The following is a 24190-nucleotide window of genomic DNA, read 5'->3' on the forward strand; positions in this document are numbered from 1 at the left end:
GTAAAAGTGTTTTTTTCAGTGATGATGACGTGTTCTGGTTAAGCCACGGATGGAGGGGATATGCTCAGTGTCGGTATTGTATCTGAAAATCTGTTCTTCAGAGAGGCGGTCAAGAGAATATTGACGCCAAGGATTTATCATCAAGAACACGTTATTACCTGTTACGGCGATTTGCCATTGGTAATGGGAAGTCGTTGTCATGACATTCTGGTTATTGACGACGCGGTAAAAAGCATGTTGCGTTTCAGCGTGGCGGTAACCTTATTACCGTCCATTCACGGGCTTAAATTTTTTATTGCAACGGAAGAGATGCGCCGCCTGCTATGTCGATCCTTCTGGCACGATGTCGTGGTGTTCGACAAACGGGACAGTGTATCTAATATGAGCCAGTCTCTGGCATTATTACTGGCCGATATTCTCCGTTGCTCAGCATCGCCCCAAAAGATAGATGATAGACCGGTTCGCGCGGCGAAACATTGCCTGACGGAAAGCGAGGCGGAAACTCTCCATTTGCTTTCTTTTGGCTATACGGTGACTCAGGTTTCCAAAATGTTGGATAAAAGCGTAAAAACCGTCAGCACGCAGAAATGCAGTGCGTTACGCAAAATGGGCCTGGAAAACCGGGTGCATAATTTGTTGGGGATTTCTTCCGGTTTTATAAGAGAGAGGTAGGGGGCTATTTCTCGCTTATATTCCTGGTGGATGCATCACGTTATTTATTGGTTTTTATAAAAACAGGAATGTGATCGCTATTTTTTTGCCTCTGTATTACGGGAAGGGACTGTTTCATCCCGCCGGCAGCGGCCGCTTTATTTATTCTCTCAAACCAAACTGTTATGGAGTTTTATCATCATGATGAAGAAGATGTTTTCTGTTGCAATCATGGCGGCTGCGGTCGCTGCGCCTACGGCTTTCGCTGAAGATAATTCCGCCGGTGGCGTCATTAACTTTACCGGTGCCATTACCGACACCACCTGTACCATCAACGGCGGCAAAAGTGCGGATTTCACCGTAGCGCTGAGCCCGATCTCGGTGACCGATGCCGGTAACGCCGTTGGGCCAATCACCAAGAACAAAAAGTCCTTCTCGCTGACCTTCTCCGGCTGTTCGCCGGCGGCCGGCACGGCAGGCACCCCGCTGAAAATTTACTTCTCCTCCGCGGATAACATTTCCACTGACGGCAAATATTTGCTGAACAACTCGGTCAACGAGAACGACGCTTCCGTCGCGAAGAACGTGGGCTTCTCTCTGGCGGAAACCGGTTCTTCTACGCCGATCCAACTGAACGTGCCGTATGTCACCGACATCATGGGCGACAAAACGGCGCCGGATTCGGAAACCCTGACGCTGGATGCGTACTACTACAAAACCAACGCCGAAGCGGCAAAAGTGGGCGCTCTGAGCTCCAACGTGACTTACACCATTTCTTACCTGTAATCACGCTGACCGCCAGGCCCCTGACCGGGCCTGGCCACTCGGGGGAACGATGAAAAAATACTTGATGATGGCGGCGTTGCTGCTCACTGCCGTTGGCGCTCAGGCCAACGTGGTGGTTAACGGGACGCGGGTTATTTATCCGGCAAACAACAAGGACGTGATTGTCCAACTGCTGAACAATGGCGCCGACCCCTCATTGGTTCAGGCCTGGATCGACGACGGCGATATCAATTCCACCCCGGAAACCGCCAATGTGCCGTTTTTGCTGTCGCCGCCGGTGGTGAAGGTCAACGGCAATAGCGGCCAGCAGCTGCGAATTCAGAAAGTCGGCGCCGCGTTGGCGGCGGATCGCGAATCGGTGTTCTATCTCAACGTGCTGGATATCCCGCCGACGCCGGAAAACCTGCAGGGCACCAACACGCTGCAGCTGGCGATCAAGTCGCGCATCAAACTGTTCTACCGCCCGCCGGCGTTAACCCGCGGCGTAGAAAGCGCGTTGGAAAAACTGACGCTGCAAGCCAACGGCAAAGGGTTCGACGTCACCAACAGCAGCCCGTATTTCATTACGATAGCGAATATCGGCCAGGGCGCGGACAAACACTTGCTGGTTGACTCGCTCATGGTTGCGCCGTTTTCCACCCAGTTTGCCGCCAGCAAACGATCGGTCACTAAAAACGCCCGCTATGACCTGATGTATATCGACGATCTGGGGGCTTACAAGTCTAAAGCCGTCACCGCACACTAACCTGAAAGAACAACAATGAAGCTGAATAAAAAAGTCCTCTCGTTGCTGACCGCCTCTTCATTCTTGTTGCCGGACACGGCCTGGGCGGTGACGTTCGATACTTCGCTGCTGGCCGGCGAATCGCGCGATTCCGATCTTTCGCGTTTTTATCTCAACAATGACATGCCTGCCGGCCGGCAGGAGATCGATGTGTATGTCAACCATGACTGGAAAGGGCGCTACGCGCTGCTGTTTGGCGCCCAGCGCGACGATATTCAAATCGACTACCGGGATGCGCAGCGGCTGGGCATCGATCTGAGCCGGTTGCCGGCACCTCAGGCGCCCCAGGAGACGCTGCCAATCGCCACGCTGGTACAGGGCGGGCGGTTTGATATGGACGTCGGCGCGCTTAGCCTGCGGTTGACGGTGCCGCAGGCGCGGGTCAACCGGTCGGAGGCGGGGTATGTCGATCCCGCCTTTTGGAATCGCGGCATCTCAGCGCTGACGCTGGCCTACAACGCGACCTACTATCACGCAGAGACGCACGGCGACGGCAATCGCAGCAACAATGACGATCTCTATACCGGGCTGGAGTCAGGGATCAACCTGGCCGGTTGGCAATTTCGCGACAGCAGCAGCTTTCGCCACGGCAGCGGGCGCGGTAGTCACTGGCAGAACAACACGCGCTATCTGCAGCGCGGCTTCGCCGACATCAAATCCAACCTGACCGTCGGCGATTTTTATTCGCCGGGGGATCTGTTCGACTCGGTGCGCATTCGCGGGGTGGCGCTGGCGTCGGACATCAGCATGCGCCCCAACTCGCAGCAAGGTTTTTCACCGATCGTTCGGGGCGTGGCGCAAACCAACGCGTTGGTGAAAGTGGTGCAGAACGGCAACGTCATCTATCAGGAAAACGTGCCGCCGGGCGCCTTTACGCTCGACAGCATTCAACCTACCGGCTCGGCGGGCGATCTGTGGGTGACGGTCAAAGAAGCGGATGGGCGCGAGCAGTCGTTCAGCGTGCCGTTTTCCGCCGTGCCCAACATGTTGAAGCAGGGTGTCGGCCAATACAGCGTGCTGGCGGGCAAGGTTAACGAAAGCAATACCGATTACGATCCCGGCTTTGTGCAAGGCACCTTGCAGTATGGTTTCAATAACCTGGTGACCGGCTATGCCGGCAGCATTTTGAGCGACGATTATCAGGCCTGGCTGCTCGGCAGCGGCTGGAACCTGCCGATTGGGGCGGTGTCCATCGATCTGACGCATGCCGATACCCGTCTGAAAAATCGCCGCGAAAGCGGGCAGAGCTTTCGCATCGCCTACAGTAAATTTCTCGATGTCACCGCCACCAACTTCACGTTGGCGGCCTACCGTTACTCCACCCGCGGTTACTACAGCTTTACCGACGCCATTTACTCCAATGACGGCTATCGCCAACTGGAGCGGCAATTTGATCGCTGGCGCGACGAAGAGGGTGTATCGGAACTGGATATGAACACCTGGGATGCGCTGCGTTCCGCGCGGCCGAAAAATACCTTTACGCTTAACCTGAACCAGCGCCTGAACGAAGGCTGGGGCACGTTGTTCTTCTCCGGCTCTCAACGCGATTACTGGACGGCCAACGCCAAGAGCCGCGAATACCAGCTGGGCTACTCCAACAATCTGGGGCGCGTCAGCTACGCGGTTTCCGCCAGCCGGGTGCGCAACAGCCAGCGTGAAGAAGAGACGCGCTATTACCTGTCATTCAGCCTGCCGCTGTCGGTATTCGACAACAACGCCTATCTCAGCACCGGTCTGTCGGCGACGGACTCCCACTATCAGCAAAGCACGGTCAGCCTGAGCGGCAACGCGCTGGAATCCAACCGCCTGAGTTACTCGCTGAGCGGCAGCAACCGCAGCGGCGGCGACAATATGGCCAGCGTCAATGCGGCCTATCGCGCTCGCGCTTCGACGCTGGGCGTCTCCTACAGCGAAGGCAACGATTATCGTCAGAGCGGCCTCAGCGCACGCGGCAGCCTGGTGGCGATCCCCTGGCATTTGCTGGCGTCGAACGAAATCGGTAACACCATGACGGTGGTGGAGGCGCCGCAGGCTGCGGGGTTGATGGTCAACGGCGACGAAAGCATCGTCACCAACGCGCAAGGATTGGCGCTGGTGCCCTACGCCACGCCGTACCGGCAAAACTCGATCACGCTATCGGATACCGGCCACAGCAGCGGGGCGGAAATCAGCGGCAACGTCGCCAACCACGTGCCTTACTACGGCGCGGTCAGCTACCTGAAATTCGAAACCGATCAACGCCGGCCATTCCAGCAACGGGCGCAACGCGCCGATGGCGCGCCGCTGCCGTTCGGCGCCGAAGTGCTGGATGAACACGATCGGTCGGTAGGCTTTGTCGGCCAGGCCAGCGTGCTGTATCTGCGCGCCGAACAGCCGCCAACGGCGTTGACGGTGCAACTGCGCGATGGCCGCTGCCGCATCGCCAAACCTACTCTGACGCTGGATGCGTCGCCCGGCGTTTGCCGCTAATACAGGATAATCGAACCTATGATCAGGCTGATTTCTTTACTGCTGCTGTCCGGGCTGTTCAGCAGCTATGGCTATGCTTCCTGCTATGGCAAAGGAGCGGAGTTTGCGCCCCCGATTTTCGTTGATCTCTCCGACAAGCTGAGCGCCAATACGCCGGTCTGGGAGGCGCAATATAATACCCAGTACACCGGCACATTTAACTGCAGCAAGTCCAAAAGCAACTTTTCCTACACCATCAAGCTTTCGCCGAAAGATTCGCAGGCCGCGATTTTCGGTTTTAACAACGGTCAACAGTGGGTCCGAGCGGAAATCACCAACAAGATAAGCGACAGAACGTTGAGGGGGCGCGGGGAACACTCCGCGTCAGAGTTAAACTCGCCGATGACCATTCGTTATTCGCTGGTGCAAAAACCCAAAGACGGGCGGGTGGTGCTGGGCGATACCTTGATGCTTGATGACGTTTTACTGGTGAGCGATGTGACCGGTATCGGCATTCTGGAATTGCCGTTCTGGCTGCTGGAACAAGTAGGGAAACTGCTCACCTGGTTGCTTACCGGCAACTGGCCTTATGACGATCGCGACATGTACGGCCAGCCGATGAACATCAAATACGCGCCGAAAACCACCACCTGTCGTTTCGACAATGCCGGCCTGACGGTCAGGTTGCCCAAAATGGGCGTGGCGCAGGTGCTGAATAACAGCCAACCCGGCTACACACCGTTCTCGCTCACCATCAGCTGCCAGAACATGCAGCAGGAAGGCATCGCCGATCGCGCCGTAGAGATGTTCCTGTCCAGCAATAACCTGCTGGCCTCTGACGCCAGCGTACTGACCAATGCCAATGCGGGCGGTGCGCAAGGGGTGGGCCTGCGGCTGGTCAAGCGCGATATGCCGAGCTTGCCGGTGGTATTGTCGCCCTCCAACGTCGATCGCGGCGGCGCCACCTCGCTGTTTCACGTCGCCGCCGGCGGCAGCCTGAACAGTCACTTCATCATCGGCATGGGCGCTTATTATTACCCTTATCAGCGCGATGGCGTCACGCAGGGGGAAATTAACACCTCGGCTACGTTGAACATCATCTATCCCTGAGAGGAATGGGCTGGGAAGCACCGGTGAGCCGCCGTCTCGCTCATCGGTCCTTTCCGGCGCCATGTTCGAGAATCTGTGCGCCGGTGCCCTGTTGGCCCAGAATATCGTTTGGGTTACGCAGCGGGCAGTCGGCAAGCGACAGGCAACCGCAGCCGATGCAGCCGTCGAGATGGTCGCGCAGCATGGTCAGCCGTTGAATGCGCTCATCGAGCGTTTTGCGCCAGGCGGAGGACAACACGCCCCATTGCTCCGAGGTCAGCTTGCTGCCGGCGGAAAAGCGGCCCAGCGTGGCGCGGATCTCCTCCAGCGGAATGCCTGCGCTTTGCGCGATCTTGATCACCGCGATGTAACGCAGCACCACCGGCGTGTAGCGGCGCTGGTTGCCGGCGTTGCGCGTCGCCTGAATCAGCCCCTTGCTCTCGTAAAAGTGCAAAGCGGACACTGCTACGCCACTGCGTTTCGCCACCTCTCCCACGGTCAGCAGCCGATAGTTGTCAATCGGTTCATTTCTTGCCATTCCACATCCCTTAGCTTGACCTCAAGTTAACCTGAGGTTTTATAGTGCAGCCAGCCGGGCTTGGCAACCGGCATCTCTCGTCACCTGCCTGCGCTGCGTCGGGGGAAGGATGGCTTTGGCTGTAAAATCAGGAAGAAACCGTTACATGATGAAACGATACCTCATTATTGCCGCACTGTTGGCGGCGGTCGCCGTCGCTGCGGTAGCGATGCGCTCCACCGCCCGGCAAAGCGAAGGCGCGCCGGCCTATCCGCCGGTAAAAGTGGCGCTGGCGCCGGCCCTGCGTGAACAAACGGCGCGCAGCTATGCCGGCGTGGGCGAGCTGGAAGCGGCCAGCCAGGTGGAGGTCGCGGCGGAGACCAGCGGCCGCATCACGCGCATTCTGTTCGAGTCCGGCCAAACGGTGCGGCAGGGGCAACTGCTGGTGCAGCTCAACGATGCGGTCGAGCAAGCGGAGCTGGTACGCCTGCAGGCGCAGCTGCGCAATGCCGATCTGCTGCTGGGGCGCATGCGCAAGCTGATGAACCTTAACGCCACCGCGCGGCAGCAGTTGGACGATGCGCTGGCTGAACGGGATATGGCGCTCGGTGCGGTGCAGGAAACGCAGGCCAAAATCGCCCAGAAGGCGATCCGCGCGCCGTTCTCCGGCGTCATCGGCATTCGCCGCGTGCATGAAGGGCAATACCTCAACGCCGCCGAGGCGGTGGCCAACCTGGTGGATGCCGATACGCTGCGGGTCAATTTCTCGCTGGACGAACAAAGCAGCGCCGGATTGGCGTTGGGCCAGGCGGTATCGGTGCAGGTCGGCGCCTATCCCGATCGCGCTTTCCCCGCCGTTATTACCGCTATCGATCCGATGATCGGCAAATCTCGCACCGTACAGGTGCAGGCGACGTTGACTAACCGCCAGGGATTGCTGAAGGCCGGCATGTACGCCGGCATTCGCGTCACGCAGCAACAGCGCGTGGCGGTGCTGACGGTGCCGGAAACGGCGCTGACCTATACGGCGTACGGCGATACCGTGTTCGTCGCACAGCAGGGTGAAAAGGGCATGGTGGTCAAGCGCGTCTCGGTCACCGTGGGCGAACGCAATGACGGGCGCGTCGAGATCGTCAGCGGCCTGCAGGAAGGCGAGCGGGTGGTGACCTCGGGCCAGCTCAAACTGAGTGACGGCATGGCGGCCGAGCCGGTGGCGCAGGATACCCTGAGCGCCGCCCAGGCCGGTTCCTGAGGAGAGACCGATGACATTTACCGATCTGTTCGTGCGCCGGCCAGTGCTGGCGCTGGTGGTCAGCACGCTGATCCTGCTGTTCGGCGCGCTGGCGCTCAGCCAATTGCCGATTCGCCAATACCCGCTGCTGGAAAATTCGACCATCACCATCAGCACCGACTATCCCGGTGCCTCGTCCGAGCTGATGCAGGGCTTCGTCACGCAGCCGATCGCCCAGGCGGTGTCGTCCGTCGAAGGCGTTGATTACCTTTCTTCCTCGTCGGTGCAGGGGCGCAGCGTGGTGACGGTGCGCATGGCGCTGAACCGCGATTCCACCCAGGCGTTGACCGAGGTGATGGCCAAGGTCAATCAGGTGCGTTACAAGTTGCCGGAGCAGGCATACGATCCGGTGATTGAGCGTTCCGCCGGTGAAGCCACCGCCGTGGCCTATGTCGGTTTCTCCAGTAAAACGCTGTCCACGCCGGCGCTGAGCGAATACCTGACGCGGGTGGTGGAGCCGATGTTCACCACCATCGACGGCGTCGCCAAGGTTGAAGTGTTCGGCGGGCAAAAAATGGCGATGCGCCTGTGGCTGGACAGCGATCGGCTGGCGGGCCGCGGCCTGACCGCCGCCGACGTGGCCGACGCGGTGCGGCGCAACAACTATCAGGCGGCGCCGGGCAAGGTGAAAGGGCAGTATGTGGTCGCCAACGTGCGGGTGAATACCGATCTCACCAGCGTGGAGGAGTTTCGCAATCTGGTGGTGCGCAACGACGGTAACGGCCTGGTGCGCTTGAAAGACGTCGGCACCGTGGAGCTGGGCGCCGCGGCCACGGAGACCAGCGCGCTGATGGATGGCGAACCGGCGGTGTTCCTCGGCGTCTTCCCCACGCCGACCGGTAATCCGCTGGTGATCGTCGACGGCATTCGTCACCTGATGCCGGCGATCGACAAGATGCAGCCGCCGGGCGTGAAGATGGCGCTGGCGTTTGAAACCGCGCGCTTTATTCAGGCCTCGATCGATGAAGTGGTGCATACCCTGCTGGAAGCGCTGGCGATCGTAGTGGCGGTGATCTACCTGTGTCTGGGATCGCTGCGCACCGTGTTGATCCCGGTGGTGACCATTCCCTTGTCGATTCTCGGTGCCGCCGGGCTGATGCTGGCCTTTGGCTTCAGCGTCAATCTGCTGACGCTGCTGGCGATGGTTCTGGCGATCGGTCTGGTGGTGGACGACGCCATCGTGGTGGTGGAGAACGTGCATCGCCATATCGAAGAGGGGAAAACGCCGCTGGCGGCGGCGATGATCGGCGCGCGCGAGGTGGCGGGGCCGGTGATCGCCATGACTCTGACGCTGGCGGCGGTCTATGCGCCGATCGGCCTGATGGGCGGGCTGACCGGTGCACTGTTCCGCGAGTTCGCGCTGACGCTGGCCGGCGCGGTGGTGGTGTCCGGCGTGGTGGCGCTGACGTTGTCGCCGGTGATGAGTTCTCTCCTGCTGCCCGCCAAACAGAGCGAAGGGCGCGTGGCGCGCGCCGCCGAGTGGTTCTTCGGCGGCCTGACGCGGCGCTATGCCCGCGCGCTGGATTTCTCGCTGCATCACCGTTGGCTGACCGGAGCGCTGGCGCTGCTGGTGATGATCAGCCTGCCGCTGCTGTATCTGATGCCGCAGCGCGAGCTGGCGCCGACCGAGGATCAGGCCATCGTACTGACCGCCATCAAGGCGCCGCAGCACGCTAACCTGAACTATGTCGAACGCTTCGCCTATAAGCTGGATGAGGTCTACAACCGCATGCCGGAAACCGAAAGCCGTTGGATCATCAACGGCAGCGACGGCACGGCGTCCGGCATCGGCGGCATCAACCTGACGCTATGGCAGGCGCGCCAGCGCTCGGCGTCGGCGGTGCAGGCCGATCTGCAACGGGCGGTGAACGATGTCGAAGGCACTAGCATTTTCGCCTTCCAGCTGCCCGCTTTGCCGGGCTCCACCGGTGGGCTGCCGGTGCAGATGGTGTTGCGCACGCCGCAGGACTACCCGCAGCTGTACCGCACCCTGGAAGAGGTCAAGCAGAACGCCAGAAACAGCGGCCTGTTTATGGTGGTAGACAGCGATTTGGACTACAACAATCCGCTGGCGGAGGTGCACATCGACCGCGCCAAGGCCAACAGCCTGGGGATCCGCATGAGCGACATCGGCGAATCGCTGGCGGTGCTGGTGGGCGAGAACTACCTCAACCGCTTCGGCATGGACGGGCGCGCCTATGATGTGATCCCGCAGAGCCTGCGCGAACAGCGGCTGACGCCGCAGGCGCTGGCGCGGCAGTATGTCCGCACGCTGGACAATACGCTGGTGCCGCTCTCCACCGTGGTGTCGGTGGCCGTTAAGGTCGAGCCGAACAAGCTGACCCAGTTCAACCAGCAGAACGCGGCCACCCTGCAGGCGATCCCCGCGCCCGGCGTTTCGATGGGCGAAGCGGTAGCGTTCCTCGAACGGCAGGCGAATGCGCTGCCGGCCGAATTCAGCCACGATTGGCAGGGGGATTCGCGCCAGTATACCCAGGAAGGCAGCGCGCTGGCGTTCGCGTTCCTGGCGGCGCTGGTCATCATCTACCTGGTGCTGGCGGCGCAGTACGAGAGCCTGAAGGATCCGTTGATCATTCTGATCACCGTGCCGCTGTCGATCTGCGGCGCCTTGCTGCCGTTGGCGCTGGGCTATGCGACGATGAATATCTATACCCAGGTCGGGCTGGTGACCCTGATCGGGCTTATCAGCAAGCACGGCATTTTGATGGTGGAGTTCGCCAACGAGCTGCAGATGCATCAAGGGCTGGCGCGGCGCGCCGCGATTTTGCAGGCGGCGAAAATTCGTCTGCGGCCGGTGCTGATGACCACCGGGGCGATGGTGTTCGGCCTGATCCCGCTGTTGTTCGCCAGCGGCGCCGGCGCCGCCAGCCGCTTCGGTCTGGGCTTGGTGATCGTATCCGGCATGCTGGTGGGCACGCTGTTTACCCTGTTCGTGTTGCCGACGGTGTATACGTTGCTGGCACGCGACCACGCGGTAGCCTCACCTCGTCAGCGCGAGTTGGCCGCTGCGCAAAAGGCGCTGACGGAGTAAGCCGCCGGCGCCCGCGTGAAAAATAAACCCGCCTCGGCGGGTTTTTTCGTCAGTTTTTGCAGCCCATCAACTCCGGCAGCACGCCGGGTTTGCTCTTCAGCGAAGCCTGCACGTCGTCCGGCAGACCGGCCCAGATGATCAGACCGGTGCGTTTCTCAATTTCGTCCACCGTCACGCGGAATTGGCAGAAATCGGCGCCCTTCGGCGTGTTCTGGTCGAACAGGAAGGCGGCGTAGTGGTTTACCGCCGGGCTGTTGTTGATAAAAATCACCTTCCAGTAGGCGCTGGGGATGGTGTGCGCTTTCTGGGTGCCCGGCAGTTTGCCCATATCGCGTTCATACAGCGGTCCGGTCACGGTATAGACCGAAGAGATGTCGGCGCGATCGATCAGCTTGCGTTCCTGGTCTTCCAGCCGTGCCCAGGCGCCCTGGTTCAGATCGGACTTTTGCGGCGTGATGTTGGACAGATAGTTCAGCGATTCCCAGTCGGAAACGCCTGCCAGAGAAGCCAGCGGTGCCTGATGGCCGCGATCGACCTTCAGCGCCGCGTTGGCGCCGGTGTAATCGGCGGGCGCCAGGGTATCCGCCGGATTGAGCGCCGGATCGGTTTTCCAGTTGCGCGTCTTGCCGCTGGCTGGCGTGTCTTTGGTGATGTGATAGGCCACCCAGTTGGCGAACTTGGTGGTGCTGTTGTTATTCAATGTATAAGCATGACGCACGATCGACACGTTGCTGCTGCCGCCGGTCGGGCAGCCGACCGCGCAGTTGTCGATGGATTCGAGCGTGTCGGCCGACGCCTGTGCGGCGAACAGCAGGGCGACCAGGGCCAACATCTTGTTGTTAAAGCGCATATTCATATCCTCAATAAGTTAAAATGTACTGTATATATTTACAGTGAATTAAACTTATCGCAGTGAAACGAATACAACAATGCAACATATGTGTGTTGTGAATGTGTCAGCGATAACCGAGCGAAACGGCGGCTTCATGCCGGGTTTGTCCGCTTAAAAACGCCAAAACGCGCGTGAACAAAGGATCAGCATCGGGTAGATCTCGAGGCGGCCAAGCAGCATGGCGGCGCACATCAGCCATTTCGCCGCGTCGTTCAACGTGCCGAAGCCGGCGGCGGTTTCTCCATATCCCAGCCCCATATTGTTGATGCAGGCGGCGACGGTGGCGAAAGCGGTGACCAGATCATAGCCCATCAGATTCAGCAGCCAGATAAACAGGCAGGTGAACAACACGTAGAGGAAGAAAAAGCTCCAAACCGAGCGCAGCATCCGATCCTGGATCGGCGCATTGCCGACCTTGATGGTGTACAAGGCGTTAGGATGCACCAGCTGGTTGATCTCGAGCCGGCTTTGCTTGTACATGATCAGAAAACGCAGCGCTTTAATGCCGCCGCAGGTGGACCCGACGCAGCCGCCGAAAAAGCTCGCCGCCAGCAGCAGCATGATGGTGTGGGACGGAATTTTGGTGTAATCGGCGATGGCCAGACCGTTATCGGTCATCATCGAACTGGTGAGGAAAAAACCGTGCACGAAGGCGTCCTTGACCCCGTACATGCCCGAACGATACAGCTCGATGCACACGATAGCCACGACGATGGCCAGCACTAACAGGAAAAAGCGCAGCTCGGGGTTCCGGTACAGCGGTTTCAGGCTGCGGCGGCCGACGGCGACGAAATAGAGCGTGAAGTTCACCGCCGCCAGAACAGAGAAAATGCCGCCGACCATTTCCACCGCCGAACTGTCGTAGTAGCCCAGGCTTTCGTTGCGGGTGGAAAATCCGCCGAGCGAGACGGTAGAGATGCCGTGACACAAGGCATCGAACCACGGCATGCCCGCCAGGCGGAAGGCGACGGTGCAGGCCAGCCCCAGGCCAAGGTAGATCAGCCACAGGTTTTTCGAGGTGTCGGCCAGCCGCGGCGTCAGGCGCTCCTCTTTGAATGGGCCGGGCATTTCCGATTGATAAAGTTTGGCGCCGCCGATGCCCAGCAGCGGCAGCACGGCCACCGCCAACACGATAACCCCCAGACCGCCGATAAAATTGAGCTGAGAGCGATAGTAGAGGAATGATTTGGGGACGTTGGAGACGTCGTTCAGCACCGAAGCGCCGGTCGTGGTGATGCCGGAGACGCCCTCGAACATCGCGTCCACCAGGCGGACGTTCAGCGTGTCATCCAGCCACAGCGGCAGGGCGCTGATTGCGGAAAACAACAGCCAAAACATGACGATGATCAGGAAACCGTCCTGGGTGCGCAGCTGCACTTTCGACTGCCGGGTGCTGAACCAGCCCAATCCGCCTAGCGTGGCGGCGAGCACCAGGGTATAGAAAAACGAGAAGGCGCTTTTTTCTTTATACAGCAGGCCCATCAGCAGGGGCGGGATCATTGAAAGGCTGTAAAGGAGGACTAAAAAGCTGCAAAGATGAATAACGACCAGGATTTGTTTGGTTTTGACCATGCTGTTGCTCGGAGTGCCCGCCGACGATGCGTCAATTTATTGAAGTGTATCAAGCATAAAGCAGGCGATATAAAAATAACGTAAAAATTCATATCGCCGAATAAGCATGGCGTGGAGGGGGAGAACGCTATTCCAGCAGATCGTTGACCGTGCGGCGCACGTAGTGGGTCATCTGCGCCAGATCGTCCGGCGACACCGGGCCGCCGCCGGCGCGCACCACCTGCTGTTCGATCTGGGCGATCTCCTGCTCGACCTTGTTGGCGATCTGCACTTTGACTATCTTGTCTACCGAAGACAACAGCACCTTCAATACCACTTTCAACGCGATGTTTTCGCAGAACGAGTCGTAATGATGAACCGGCGGCGGCGGGGCCGGAGCCGGCTCGGGCGCGCGCGGAGCCAGAGCTTTGAAGCTGTCTACATTTTCAATAATAAGATCCATGTCTCTTATTAGTTCATCAAAATCTTTAGACACTGACTTATTCCCTTCGCTGTGCGCAAAAAACAGAACGCCCGTCCTCAGGCTGAAAGCCGATGAGCGACGGGCAGAACGAATTCGGGCCTGGCCTTCAGACGCTGAATGGCCGGGGGAGGGGCATTCTAACCTTGCGGCGGGTCGGCAACAAGATGGGGCCGTGCGAATGCGCGGCCCTTTGAATCACGGGTGCGGGAGGGCGCTTAACTTTTCAGCTTGGCGGTGATTTTCGCCACGTGCTCGCCCTGATAGCGGGCGATGGTCAGCTCTTCGTTGCTCGGCTGCCGCGAACCGTCGGCGCCGGCGATGGTGGTGGCGCCGTATGGGGTGCCGCCGCGTACCTGAGAAACGTCAAACAGCTCCTGCGTCGCATAGCCAATCGGCACGATGATGAAGCCGTGGTGCGCCAGCGTGGTCCAGGTCGAACTGATGGTCTGTTCCTGGCCGCCGCCGGTGCCGGTGGAGGAGAAGACGCTGCCCACCTTGCCGTACAGCGCGCCGGACGCCCACAGGCCGCCGGTCTGATCGAGGAAGGTGCGCATTTGTCCGGCCATATTGCCGAAGCGGGTCGGCGTGCCGAAGATAATGCCGTCATAGTCCGCCAGCTCTTGCGGGGTGGCGACCGGCGCCTGCTGGTGTTGCTTGCCTCCGGCCTTGGCGAAGGCTTCCGGCGTCATGGTTTCCGGCACGCGTTTAATCGTCACGTCCACGTTATCGACCCGATTTGCCCCTTCGGCCACCGCCTGCGCCAGGCGTTCGATGTGGCCGTACATTGAGTAATAAAGCACCAACAGTTTCGTCATGTTCCGTACTCCCTCTCAGATGATTAACAAAAACCCCTGATAAGCATAGAAGCGAATGACGAACTTGGCGTCGCGGCGTTACTTGATGCCGGCGATCGCCAGCAGGGCGCCAAAGGCGATCAGCAGCCCGCCAAAGGTGCGATCGATGCCGCGGCGCAAACGCAAAAAGCGCGCATTGACCCCCGGCGCAGAAAATAGCAGCGCGACGGCGGCAAACCAGAAGATATGGACGGCGGCGATAAAAAGACCATAGCCAATTTGCACGCCGAGCGGGGTGTGCGGAGAAACCACCTGCATGAACAGGCTGACGACGAAGATGGTGGTTTTCGGATTCAGCGCATTGGTTAAAAAACCGGTTTTCAGCGCCGCGAAATCGCTGATGGCGGCCGGTGTCGTGGTGGGCGCGGCGTCATGATGCGCCGCGTTGCGCAGCAACGTAAAACCGAGATAGATCAGATAGGCGGCGCCGATGCCTTTAAGCAGGTTAAACAGCCAGGGCGACTGTTGAATCAACACGCCGACGCCAATCAGCGTATAGCTGACATGGATCAGCACGCCGGCGCCGATGCCGCAGGCGGTCAAGACGCCGGCGCGGCGCGAAAGCAATAGGCTGTTGCGCGAGACCATGGCGAAATCCGGCCCCGGGCTGATTACAGCGAGTAAAGTAATGGTGACGACAGCGATGAGTTCAGTCATAGTTATCCTTGCGATGTTTCTCGATAGAGTGACTGATTTATAAGAGTAATTTTCCTCGGTGACAAACGATGAATAGTGACGGTATCGGTGAGAAAAACTCACGCAAAACCCGCAGGCCGCTGCCGCTGGGCGGTCTGCGCTGTTTTGAAGCCGCCGCGCGGCTGGAAAGTTTCACGCAGGCGGCACAGGGGCTGAATTTGACGCATGGCGCGGTCAGCCGGGCGGTGCGGGCGCTGGAAGAGGAGCTGGGCGTGGCGCTGTTTGAGCGCCGCCATCGGCGGGTTCGGCTCACGGCGGCGGGGCGCAAGCTGTTTCAGGCGACGCAGCAGGCATTCGGCATTTTGGATGCTACGGCGCTGGAGCTGCGCCAGCAGGCGCTCAATGCGCCGTTGGTGTTGTCCTGTGAGCCGACCTTACTGATGCGCTGGCTGATCCCGCGCCTGCCGGCTTTTCAACAGGCGCACCCGGATATCAACTTACAGCTGGTGGCCGGCGGCGGGCCGTTTTCGTTCCATGACGGCATTACGGCGGCGATCAGGCGCAATGACTTTGATTGGGGAAAGCAGGTGCATAGCCTGGCGCTGTTTGATGAGAAAGTCGGGCCAGTGTGCCAACCCGAAGCGCTGACGAGGCTGACGACCAGCGTGGACGGCAGGCAGAACCTGCGGCCCGACGCCAAATTGCTGCATGCCGCCACCCGGCCGGATGCCTGGCGGCACTGGGCGCAGCGGCAGAGGGTGACGTTGGCGGGGCATCCGGAGCAGCGTTTCGATCATTTCTATTTCAGCCTGCAGGCGGCGGTAGCCGGTCTTGGCATCGCTATCGGCCCGTGGCTGCAGGTGCGAGACGATCTGGCCGCCGGTTTGCTGAGCGCGCCGTTCGGTTTCACGCCCGACGGCAGCGGCTATTACCTGTTGTCGCCGCAGCCGATCGTGCCGGGCAGTGCGCTGGCCCGGCTGGCGGAGTGGCTGACGTTTACGGCAGGCGCCTGAGTTTTTGCGCCAGCCGCTGTTCCTGCCAGCGGCTGAAGACATTGCACAGCAGCAGGGTGCGCACCGCCCGCATGACCAGCGCGAGGCTCATGCCGCCGATCGCCCACAGCGACCAGAGGTACTGCGGGTGAGTCAACTCGTTGATGGCGAACAGCAGCGCGCCAATCACGGCGAAACGCACCGCCATGCTCAGCAGTTTGCCTTCTGCCGCGACCTGGCGACGAATGCGCTGCTCTTCATCTACCTCACTCGGCGTTTCCGCCTGCGGCGGTGAGGTGAGATCGCTGACCTGCACCCCCAGCGCGGCGGCGATCGCGGTCAAGGTTTCCAGGCTGGCCTGCTCGCCGTTTTCAATCCGCTGTACGGTGCGGGTGCTGAGACCGGCAATGGTCGCCAGCTGCTCCTGCGACCAGCCCTTTTCCAGACGTAATGGCCTGATGCGGTACTTTTGCATGATGCACTCCCGAGTTCACTGTCACTGTCACTGTCACTGTCACTGTCATCCAGTGTAGGGCGTGCGGGGTGACGGCGCCACGACAGCGGCACGACAGCGGCACGACATCCGCCGCCGGCGCAGGCTGGCGGGCAGTCAGAAGGCGACGTTGCGGATAAAGCGCAGGGGCAGGTCGCCGAGATTGGCGTAAGCGTAGCGTTGATCGCTGTTGAAGGTTTGCGCGGCGCCGGCGGAAAGGGTCAGCGTGCCTTGTTCCAGCTCCAGCGTCAGGGTGCCGGCAATCACATAGATCATCTCGCTCCAGCCTTCGGCGTCCGGCGCCGAGTCATAGCGCTCGCCCGGCATCAGCGTCCATTCCCACAGCTCGGCCCGTTGGCGCGCCGGCACGCTGGCGGCGAACAGCGCCTGGCTGCCGGACTGCGCGCCTTGCCAGGCCAGTTCCCCTACCAGATGGCTGCCGCGCGCTTCCGGCGCCTGGATCAGATCGGTAAAGGAAATCGCCAGGGCGGCGGCGATCTTGTCGAGCACTGCCAGGCTGACGTTGCGATCGCCGGCCTCGATGCCCGCCAGCATGCGGCGGCTGACGCCGGAAAGCTCGGCCAACGCCACTTGGCTCAGGCCCGCCTGTTGGCGGTAGCCGCGCAGATTGCTGCTCAGGTACTGCAGCACTTTCGGAGGATCGGTTTTCGCGTTATGCGCCGTATTGCTCATCGCCGGACTTTATCTCATACTGGCAGGATCTGTGCATTATATTGCACTCAGCAGGAAGGGCAAGCCGGTGTCAGCAGCAAAAAAATCCTTTATTTCCGCCGTGGTTCCGCAAATCAGGTTGCCGGAAGCGGTGTTGATTTTCATCACCATGATCTGGGGCGGCACCTTTTTGGCGGTGCATCACGCGATGCAGGTCAGCGGGCCGTTCTTTTTCGTCGGTCTGCGTTTCGCCACCGCCACGCTGGCGCTGACGCTGTTTTCGCTGCGCGTGCTGCGCGGCCTGACGCTGTATGAACTGAAGGCGGGCGGGCTGATCGGGCTGGCGATCATGTTTGGCTACAGCATGCAAACCGTCGGCCTGCAGACCATCACCAGCAGCCAGTCGGCGTTCATCACCGCCATGTATGTGCCGATCGTACCGCTGCTGCAATGGCTGGTGCTGGGGCGGTTCCCCGGCATCATGTCGTGGATCGGCATTCTGCTGGCCTTTACCGGGCTGATGCTGCTGGCAGCGCCGAGCAGCACCGACATGACGCTGAGCCTCGGCGAAATTCTGACGCTGGCCGGCACCCTTGGCATGGCGGCGGAGATCATCCTGATCGGCGCCTTTGCCGGCAAGGTGAATATCCGCCGGGTGACCATCGTACAGCTGGCGACCGCCTCGCTGACCTCATTCTTGATGATGGCGCCGACCGGTGAATCGCCACCGCCGTATTCGGATTACCTGCTGTACAGCGCCATTGGGCTGGGGCTGGCCAGCGCGTTGATTCAACTGACCATGAACTGGGCGCAGCGCAGCGTTTCGCCGACGCGGGCCACGGTGATTTACGCCGGCGAACCGGTCTGGGCGGGCATCGTCGGGCGGTTGGCCGGGGAGCGTTTGCCGGGTGTGGCGTTATTGGGCGGCGCGTTGATCGTGATCGGGGTGGTGGTCAGCGAGCTGCGCGTGCGGCGCAAGGGGAAAGCGGCGGTGGCGACGGAAGCGGACTAGCGCCGAGACACAGAAAGAACAAAGGGGCGGCGATATCCGCCCCTTTTTACATCAAGCGGTTTTCTTCTTGCGCAGGAACACGTAAGACAGGCCGAGCACGATGAACCACAGCGGGGTAACGATCAGCGCCTGACGGGTATCTTCGCGCAGTGACAGCAGCACCAGCACGAACACGAAGAACGCCATGCACACCCAGCACATCAGTTTGCCGGCAGGCATTTTGTAGATCGATTTCTGGTGCAGCGCCGGGCGCTGTTTACGGTAGACCAGGTACGAACACAGGATGATGGTCCAGACGAACATGAATAGAATCGCCGACACGGTGGTCACCAGGGTGAAGACCGTCATCACGTTCGGGATCAGGTAAATCAGCACCACCCCGCCCAGCAGGCAGATGCAGGAGAAGGTGAGGCCATTGGCCGGCACCGCGCGCTTGGACAGGTTGGCGAACGACTTCGGCGCGTCGCCTTCCTGCGCCAGCCCGAACAGCATGCGGCTGGTGGAGAACACCCCGCTGTTGGCGGAGGAGGCGGCGGAGGTCAGCACCACGAAGTTGATTACGCTGGCCGCGGCCGGCAGGCCGATCAGCACGAACAGTTCAACGAACGGGCTCTTGTCAGGCACCACGGAGTTCCATGGCGTCACCGACATGATAACGATCAGGGCGAACACGTAGAACATGATGATGCGGATCGGAATCGAGTTGATGGCGCGCGGCAGCGACTTCTCAGGATCCTTGGTTTCCGCGGCGGTGGTGCCCACCAGCTCAATGCCGACGAAGGCGAATACGGCGATCTGGAAGCCGGCGAAGAAGCCGCTGATGCCTTTCGGGAACATGCCGCCGTCATTCCACAGATGGGTGAATGAGGCCACGGTACCGGTCGGCGACTGGAACTGCATGGCGATCATCACCAGCCCGGCGACGATCAGCCCGACGATGGCGACGATTTTGATCATCGCAAACCAAAACTCCATTTCGCCGAACATTTTCACCGTCGCTAGATTAAGGCCGAGCAGCAACAGCACGCACAGCAGTGAAGCGATCCACTGGGAGAGTCCCGGGAACCAAAACTGGGTGTAGGCGGTGATCGCCACGACGTCGGCGATGCCGGTCACCACCCAACAGAACCAGTAGGTCCAGCCGGTGAAGAAACCGGCCCAAGGGCCGAGCAGGTCCGCGGCGAAATCGCTGAAGGATTTGTATTCCAGGTTGGACAGCAGCAGCTCGCCCATGGCGCGCATCACGAAGAACAGCATAAAGCCGATGATCATGTACACGAAGATGATCGAGGGGCCGGCCAGGCTGATGGTTTTACCGGAACCCATAAACAGGCCGGTGCCGATGGCGCCGCCGATGGCGATCAGTTGAATATGTCGGTTAGTGAGGTTTCGCCGTAGATGATCTTCTGAGGCGGGCGTCGCTTCAGTCGCTATTTTAGAGTGATCTACCATCTGATGATGTCCTGTTTTACCTGTCATTAGTGAAGTCGCGAGCTCTGAAGTGGCTCTTTTTTATACATTTATCCGGTTGGCCCGGCTTTAGTAAGGTAGTGCAATAACGCCACCTTTGTGCAACATGTTTACAACATTTATACGCGGGATAAAAGTCGATCAATCTTTACACGGAGGAGGCAAATCGGACGTTCAGGGAGCGGAAGATTACTCTTCAAAAGAGGGGATTAACAGACCTTATGCGGCTTATCTCGTTGATTAAACAAAGAGTTGTAAATTTCGCATGAGAAAAAGTAATGTGTGTAAGCGTTTGACAGCGCCTCTGACGAGGAGGACAATTTACCTCGTTGGGTCGTTAGCTCAGTCGGTAGAGCAGTTGACTCTTAATCAATTGGTCACAGGTTCGAACCCTGTACGACCCACCAACCAAATCAGCGTGTTACGCTCAGACTTTTCTTCGTTTCTTCCCGCATTGCGCTGTTTTAAGCGCGCATTCTGCAAAAAAATTCGCATTTTTCGACTGATGTTCAGAAAGGTGATCTGGCGCAAACTGCAATGTTGCACTGGACTTTATACGGCAAGGAAGGCTGTGCGCTGGCGCAACGTCGGCGTAGGGGCGGACCATTTGCCCAAGAATCTTTCAGGTCAGGAAACGGGGAATAAATGCGCAGCCGACATCAAAAGCAGTGCCCAGACGGCGGCCGAGAGCGCGGCGGTGGCATAGACGCGCCGCGCCGGCAGTTGCAACATGCCGGCCATCAGCGGCACGGTGTAACGCATCACCGCCAGAAACCGCGAGGCGAACAGCAGCGGTAGCCCGCGTTGTTGCAAGGCGCTTTGCGCTTTACGCAGCGGAGCGTGAAAGCGCGCCGGCAGCCGGCGGCCAAGATCTCGGCGGCATAGCAGCGTGCCGCAGTGGAACGACAGGATCGATCCCAACGCGGCGCCGAGGGAGATGGCCGCCCAAACCGCGCCGATGGGCAGCGCATGCTTGCCCGCTACGATGCCCATCAGCAACGTGACTGAGGCGGGCGGCAAGACGGAAGACACTACGATCACGGATTTACCCAGCGCAAACAGGAAAATCAGCAGCAGCAACATCTCCGGTTCCGGGCTGTACTTGGCGATAATGTGCGTCAATTCATCCATTTAACACCTGCGGGTGAGGAGGCTGAGTGTCAGTGTCACATCCACAGGTTCAATAATGGCTAAATAACGCGCCGCTATCCGGCAATCTCTGCATCTGGTTTGCTCACGTCGGCACGCCGATGTTTGAGCGCCCATAATAGTGCGGCGCACATCAGTGAAAAGGCGGCCAGCACCAGCGGCCCGGCATGCGGGCTGTTGAAGCGCTGTTCCGCCTCGGTGCGGATAAGCGGAGCTAAAAAGCTGAATGCGGCGCCGAGCGTGGTGCAAAAACCGATGCCGGCCGCCAGCGCCGGGCCGGTCAGCACCTGGGCGGGAAACGTCCAGAAAATCGGTTGTACCGCCAGGAAACTTACCGCGCAACAGCTCAGGGCGACGATAGCGAGCAAAGGGCCGGCATAGGACGAGACCACCAAACCCAGCGCTGCCGCTACCATGCAGCCGACGGCGATCGGTAATCGTCTGGCGGTTTTTCTGTCGGCATAGCGCGGCAGGAAATAGACGCCCAGCGCGGAGAATGCCCAGGGAATGGCGGCCACCAGCGAGGCCTTGAAGCCAAGATGGGTGCCCATCAGCGAGGCGACCTGCGACGGCAGGAAAAACATCAGGCCGTATACGCCGATCTGCAGGGTGCCGTAGATCAATGCCAGATGCCAAACTTTGCCGCTGCTCATCGCCGCTTTGACGCTGCTGGTTTCGGTCTGCTGCTGTTCATCGGCCAATTGTGCCACCAGCGCCGTGCGTTCTTCCTCGCTCAGAAAGCGCGCCTGCCGTGGATTATCGTCGAGATAGAAAAAGGCGAAAACGCCGAGGGCGACGGCCGGCAACCCTTCCAACACAAACATCCAGAACCAGCCGGGTTTACCCAACACGCCGTGCATCTCCAGCAATGCCCCCGACAGCGGTGAACCAAGCGTCAGCGCCGCCGGCACGCCGAGCACGAAAATGCCAATGACCGAGGCGCGAACCTTATTGGGAAAATAGATAGACGCCAGCAGCAGGATGCCGGGGTAAAAGCCGGCTTCGGCGATCCCCAGCAGAAACCGCAGGACGATAAATTGCTGTTCGTTGGTCACCAGCCCGGTGCAGGCCGATAACGCGCCCCACAGCGCGGTGGTGGCGCTAAGCCAGCGTTTGGCGCCCCAGCGATTCATCAACAGGTTAGCAGGGATGCCGAACAGCGCATAGGCGGCAAAGAATATCCCGGCGCCCAGGGCAAAGGCGGATTGCGACAATGCGATATCGATGGCCATTGCGTCTTTGGCAAAACCGACGTTAACCCTGTCGATAAAGGCGATGAAATACATGGCGAACATCAATGGCACCAGTCTGCGCCAGGTTTTGCGGATGGCGGCATTGAGCGCAGGGGCGGCATAGGTGGCGTGATTCACTGGCGTTAACCTCTCTTCTGAGAATGACAAACGTCGGTCACAAGACCGTCTGGCGCCGTCGCCGATGACATCGGATTTTTTTCGTGCCTTTAAAGGTCTAAAGGACTAATGGTCAGGCCTTTAAAGGCGAAAAAACGCCGCGCAGTGCGTCGGCATATCGCAGCAGACATCACCCTAGTGAATGGTGTGTTGCTTTTTTGTTAATCAAAAGTTCACACAGGGCTGTGGCGTGTTCAAGCGCTTTGATCGAGATCTGTGTGCGCTATCACCGAATTGAGAACTCGGTTAGAGGCCTGGAGAGCGTCGCTTTCTTCTCGAGAAGGAGAAAGATAAGGTGAAGCACGAAAAAACGGAACGCAGGAGTGCGACATGCTTAAGGTCATTGCTGAAGATTTTATTCATCCGGAACACATTGAAACCGTCATGCCCTGGTATCGTGAGCTGGTGGAAAAAACCCGACAGGAGCCGCTGTGCATCAGTTATGACCTGTGAATCGATCAGCAGGATCCCGGGCATTTTATTTTTATCGAAAGCTGGCCGGACCGCGCCGCTCTGGATGTGCATTGCCAAACCGAGCATTTCACCCGGCTGGTGCCGCAGATCAATCAGCATCAGCGCAAGCCTTGCACCTTCCTGTTTATGCAGGCATTTCCGGGCCTAAACGACGGCTAGATGAAAAAAGCCCCGCAGGGGGGCGGGGCTAATGGCTTCTCAATGCATGTTATAGTGGTTAATAAATAACCTTTCCGATCGCGTTATGCTTTGAGAATGCTCCTAAACACATTCGCACTATGAATGGTTGTGCGGCATGACCTCGCTGGCGGTTTTGATGGCGCGCAACATGCGGCGGCGTATCAACCCGCTGACCAGGCGAATGGTATACCAGTAGGGAGTAAACCGCCGCCGGCTGGCGTCGTCGGGACAGAAGATGCGCGTTTCCGTCTCCAGACGGCAACGGCCGTCCGGCAGCGGGCTCACGGCATAGCCCAGCGCCAGTTTGGCGACGCCGGGCTGCGCGAAGGCCAGAAATTCCGGCCCGTCAGCGATCTGTTTCAGGCCGTATTCGGCCTGCCAAAAGCGGCCGATCAGGCCATAGACCAACGCGCCTTCATCTTGCTCGAGCAGGCAAAAGTTATGCAGGCCAAACGGCGGCGGGCTGGGTTTATTGCGTGGCATCAGACGCGCGGGCAATTCGCGCAGCGCTATCATGCTGCGGAAAAAGCGATCGTGCTTGGGATCGTAAGCGGCCACGGCCGCCAGGACCCGGGCCTGCGGCGCGGCGATGGCGATCGCGTGCCGCTCCGAGAACTGGTATTGCCCAAGGTATTTATTCAGCAGCTTCATGTTTTGCAGCTTCCCGCCATTCGCTTTGCAGCAGAGCGAAGCCGAATTCGTCGCCCCATGCGCCTTTGAAAAACACGTTTTGCCGCCAACAGGCTTCACGACGAAAACCCAGCTTGCTGAACAGCGCGGCGGCGCGAAGATTTCGCGCGTCCACCACGGCGGTAATGCGGTGCTTCGCCAGCGGCCCGAACAGCAGGGCGATGGCGGCGCTCAGCGCCTCGCGCGCCTGACCTTGCCGCTGATGAGCGGGATCGAAGGTCACGCCCAGCTCTGCCTGGCGTCCCTCATCGAAAAAATGCACTGCGACATCGCCCAGCAAGGTGCCGTCCTCGCGGCGTTCGACCGCCAGTTGAAACCAGCTGTCGTCGCGGTTGAAGGGGAGCTGCTGCTGCTGTTCGAAGAAGGCCTGGGCGTCCGCCGCGTTGTAGTCGCTCCAGCTCTGGTAGCGCGCCACGTCGGGATGATTGCGGTAAGCGGTAAAATGGGGCAGATCGTCGGCCGTGAACGGGCGCAGGATCAGCCTGGGGGTCAACAGAGGCAAATGGCGCATTGTTTTTCCTTATCAGCGCATTAGGGCAACGGGCAGTGTAGCTTAGCGTCGAGAGATGGGCTGCGTAAAATGAGCTGTGGAGGAGAGGCGGGACATGCCGACT

Annotated in this window: 22 protein-coding genes, 1 tRNA gene and 1 pseudogene; 11 read left to right on the top strand and 13 right to left on the bottom strand. The window is 59.7% G+C overall.

Features of this window, described 5'->3' with window-relative positions; translation table 11 throughout:
• Positions 1 to 60: 60 nt before the first annotated feature.
• The 5 genes from ATE40_RS05560 (at position 61) to ATE40_RS05580 (ending at position 5779) form a co-directional block, all read left to right on the top strand.
• Positions 61 to 672: a LuxR C-terminal-related transcriptional regulator gene (locus tag ATE40_RS05560; RefSeq protein ID WP_063919151.1), complete on the top strand. Its 612-nt coding sequence runs from the start codon at positions 61 to 63 to the stop codon at positions 670 to 672.
• Between the two features lie 180 nt (positions 673 to 852).
• Complete coding sequence (locus tag ATE40_RS05565) at positions 853 to 1437, top strand: fimbrial protein (RefSeq protein WP_019456255.1); 585 nt, start codon at positions 853 to 855, stop codon at positions 1435 to 1437.
• 49 nt (positions 1438 to 1486) lie between these two features.
• Entirely contained in the window at positions 1487 to 2182 is a 696-nt protein-coding gene (locus ATE40_RS05570; protein ID WP_063919152.1) for a fimbrial biogenesis chaperone, read from the top strand.
• A 15-nt stretch (positions 2183 to 2197) separates the two neighbouring features.
• Positions 2198 to 4690, top strand: coding sequence for a fimbria/pilus outer membrane usher protein (locus tag ATE40_RS05575; RefSeq protein ID WP_063919153.1), 2493 nt, complete (start codon positions 2198 to 2200; stop codon positions 4688 to 4690).
• An 18-nt stretch (positions 4691 to 4708) separates the two neighbouring features.
• Positions 4709 to 5779 carry a fimbrial protein gene (locus ATE40_RS05580; RefSeq protein ID WP_063919154.1) on the top strand — a complete coding sequence of 357 codons (1071 nt, stop codon included), beginning with the start codon at positions 4709 to 4711 and terminating at the stop codon, positions 5777 to 5779.
• 40 nt (positions 5780 to 5819) lie between these two features.
• On the opposite strand, the gene soxR is transcribed toward ATE40_RS05580, so the two are convergent.
• Complete coding sequence (gene soxR, locus ATE40_RS05585) at positions 5820 to 6296, bottom strand: redox-sensitive transcriptional activator SoxR (RefSeq protein WP_063919155.1); 477 nt, start codon at positions 6294 to 6296, stop codon at positions 5820 to 5822.
• Between the two features lie 145 nt (positions 6297 to 6441).
• On the opposite strand from soxR, the gene ATE40_RS05590 reads away from it, so the two are divergent.
• A complete protein-coding gene (locus ATE40_RS05590) occupies positions 6442 to 7527 on the top strand; it encodes an efflux RND transporter periplasmic adaptor subunit (protein WP_063919156.1) in 1086 nt (361 codons plus the stop codon).
• Positions 7528 to 7537: 10 nt separating this feature from the next.
• The gene (locus tag ATE40_RS05595) at positions 7538 to 10618 is read left to right on the top strand and encodes a MexW/MexI family multidrug efflux RND transporter permease subunit (RefSeq protein WP_063919157.1); all 3081 of its coding nucleotides are present in this window, start codon (positions 7538 to 7540) and stop codon (positions 10616 to 10618) included.
• Between the two features lie 49 nt (positions 10619 to 10667).
• On the opposite strand, the gene ATE40_RS05600 is transcribed toward ATE40_RS05595, so the two are convergent.
• The 5 genes from ATE40_RS05600 to ATE40_RS05620 form a co-directional block, all read right to left on the bottom strand.
• Positions 10668 to 11468, bottom strand: coding sequence for a DNA/RNA non-specific endonuclease (locus ATE40_RS05600; protein ID WP_060387549.1), 801 nt, complete (start codon positions 11466 to 11468; stop codon positions 10668 to 10670).
• Positions 11469 to 11621: 153 nt separating this feature from the next.
• Positions 11622 to 13082 (bottom strand): TrkH family potassium uptake protein, encoded by a 1461-nt coding sequence (locus ATE40_RS05605; protein ID WP_025160337.1) that lies wholly within the window; start codon positions 13080 to 13082, stop codon positions 11622 to 11624.
• A 127-nt stretch (positions 13083 to 13209) separates the two neighbouring features.
• Entirely contained in the window at positions 13210 to 13524 is a 315-nt protein-coding gene (locus ATE40_RS05610) for a hypothetical protein (RefSeq protein WP_016928271.1), read from the bottom strand.
• A gap of 236 nt (positions 13525 to 13760) precedes the next feature.
• Positions 13761 to 14360, bottom strand: coding sequence for an NAD(P)H:quinone oxidoreductase (wrbA, locus tag ATE40_RS05615; protein WP_004928045.1), 600 nt, complete (start codon positions 14358 to 14360; stop codon positions 13761 to 13763).
• A 78-nt stretch (positions 14361 to 14438) separates the two neighbouring features.
• Positions 14439 to 15056 carry a LysE family translocator gene (locus ATE40_RS05620; RefSeq protein WP_004928041.1) on the bottom strand — a complete coding sequence of 206 codons (618 nt, stop codon included), beginning with the start codon at positions 15054 to 15056 and terminating at the stop codon, positions 14439 to 14441.
• Between the two features lie 68 nt (positions 15057 to 15124).
• Here ATE40_RS05620 and ATE40_RS05625 point away from each other — a divergent pair, with 68 nt between their 5' ends.
• The gene (locus ATE40_RS05625; RefSeq protein ID WP_063919158.1) at positions 15125 to 16048 is read left to right on the top strand and encodes a LysR family transcriptional regulator; all 924 of its coding nucleotides are present in this window, start codon (positions 15125 to 15127) and stop codon (positions 16046 to 16048) included.
• On the opposite strand, the gene ATE40_RS05630 is transcribed toward ATE40_RS05625, so the two are convergent.
• Together ATE40_RS05630 and ATE40_RS05635 are read right to left on the bottom strand one after the other, a co-directional pair.
• Positions 16032 to 16502 (bottom strand): helix-turn-helix domain-containing protein, encoded by a 471-nt coding sequence (locus ATE40_RS05630; protein WP_063919159.1) that lies wholly within the window; start codon positions 16500 to 16502, stop codon positions 16032 to 16034. The two genes, ATE40_RS05625 and ATE40_RS05630, sit on opposite strands and share 17 nt — an antisense overlap.
• A 135-nt stretch (positions 16503 to 16637) precedes the next feature.
• Positions 16638 to 17213, bottom strand: a complete 576-nt coding sequence (locus tag ATE40_RS05635) for a helix-turn-helix domain-containing protein (RefSeq protein ID WP_063919160.1) — start codon at positions 17211 to 17213, stop codon at positions 16638 to 16640.
• 67 nt (positions 17214 to 17280) lie between these two features.
• On the opposite strand from ATE40_RS05635, the gene ATE40_RS05640 reads away from it, so the two are divergent.
• A complete protein-coding gene (locus tag ATE40_RS05640; RefSeq protein WP_025160336.1) occupies positions 17281 to 18204 on the top strand; it encodes a DMT family transporter in 924 nt (307 codons plus the stop codon).
• Positions 18205 to 18255: 51 nt separating this feature from the next.
• Here ATE40_RS05640 and cycA read toward each other — a convergent pair whose 3' ends face one another.
• Positions 18256 to 19656: a D-serine/D-alanine/glycine transporter gene (cycA, locus tag ATE40_RS05645; RefSeq protein ID WP_063919161.1), complete on the bottom strand. Its 1401-nt coding sequence runs from the start codon at positions 19654 to 19656 to the stop codon at positions 18256 to 18258.
• Positions 19657 to 20005: 349 nt separating this feature from the next.
• Between cycA and ATE40_RS05650 the strand changes: the two genes are divergently transcribed.
• Positions 20006 to 20081: transfer RNA gene (locus ATE40_RS05650), tRNA-Lys, on the top strand.
• 220 nt (positions 20082 to 20301) lie between these two features.
• On the opposite strand, the gene ATE40_RS05655 is transcribed toward ATE40_RS05650, so the two are convergent.
• Both ATE40_RS05655 and ATE40_RS05660 read right to left on the bottom strand, forming a co-directional pair.
• Positions 20302 to 20805, bottom strand: coding sequence for a DedA family protein (locus ATE40_RS05655; RefSeq protein WP_063919162.1), 504 nt, complete (start codon positions 20803 to 20805; stop codon positions 20302 to 20304).
• A 74-nt stretch (positions 20806 to 20879) separates the two neighbouring features.
• Entirely contained in the window at positions 20880 to 22193 is a 1314-nt protein-coding gene (locus ATE40_RS05660) for an MFS transporter (protein WP_063919163.1), read from the bottom strand.
• A 369-nt stretch (positions 22194 to 22562) separates the two neighbouring features.
• Between ATE40_RS05660 and ATE40_RS05665 the strand changes: the two are divergent.
• Positions 22563 to 22865, top strand: a pseudogene (locus ATE40_RS05665) (putative quinol monooxygenase).
• A gap of 117 nt (positions 22866 to 22982) precedes the next feature.
• On the opposite strand, the gene ATE40_RS05670 reads toward ATE40_RS05665, so the two are convergent.
• Both ATE40_RS05670 and ATE40_RS05675 read right to left on the bottom strand, forming a co-directional pair.
• Positions 22983 to 23537, bottom strand: a complete 555-nt coding sequence (locus tag ATE40_RS05670) for a hypothetical protein (protein ID WP_063919164.1) — start codon at positions 23535 to 23537, stop codon at positions 22983 to 22985.
• Complete coding sequence (locus tag ATE40_RS05675) at positions 23521 to 24087, bottom strand: GNAT family N-acetyltransferase (RefSeq protein WP_063919165.1); 567 nt, start codon at positions 24085 to 24087, stop codon at positions 23521 to 23523. Before ATE40_RS05675 ends, ATE40_RS05670 begins: the two co-directional genes overlap by 17 nt.
• Positions 24088 to 24190 lie beyond the last annotated feature (103 nt).

It is taken from the genome of Serratia surfactantfaciens, assembly GCF_001642805.2.
GTDB classification, from domain to species: domain Bacteria; phylum Pseudomonadota; class Gammaproteobacteria; order Enterobacterales; family Enterobacteriaceae; genus Serratia; species Serratia surfactantfaciens.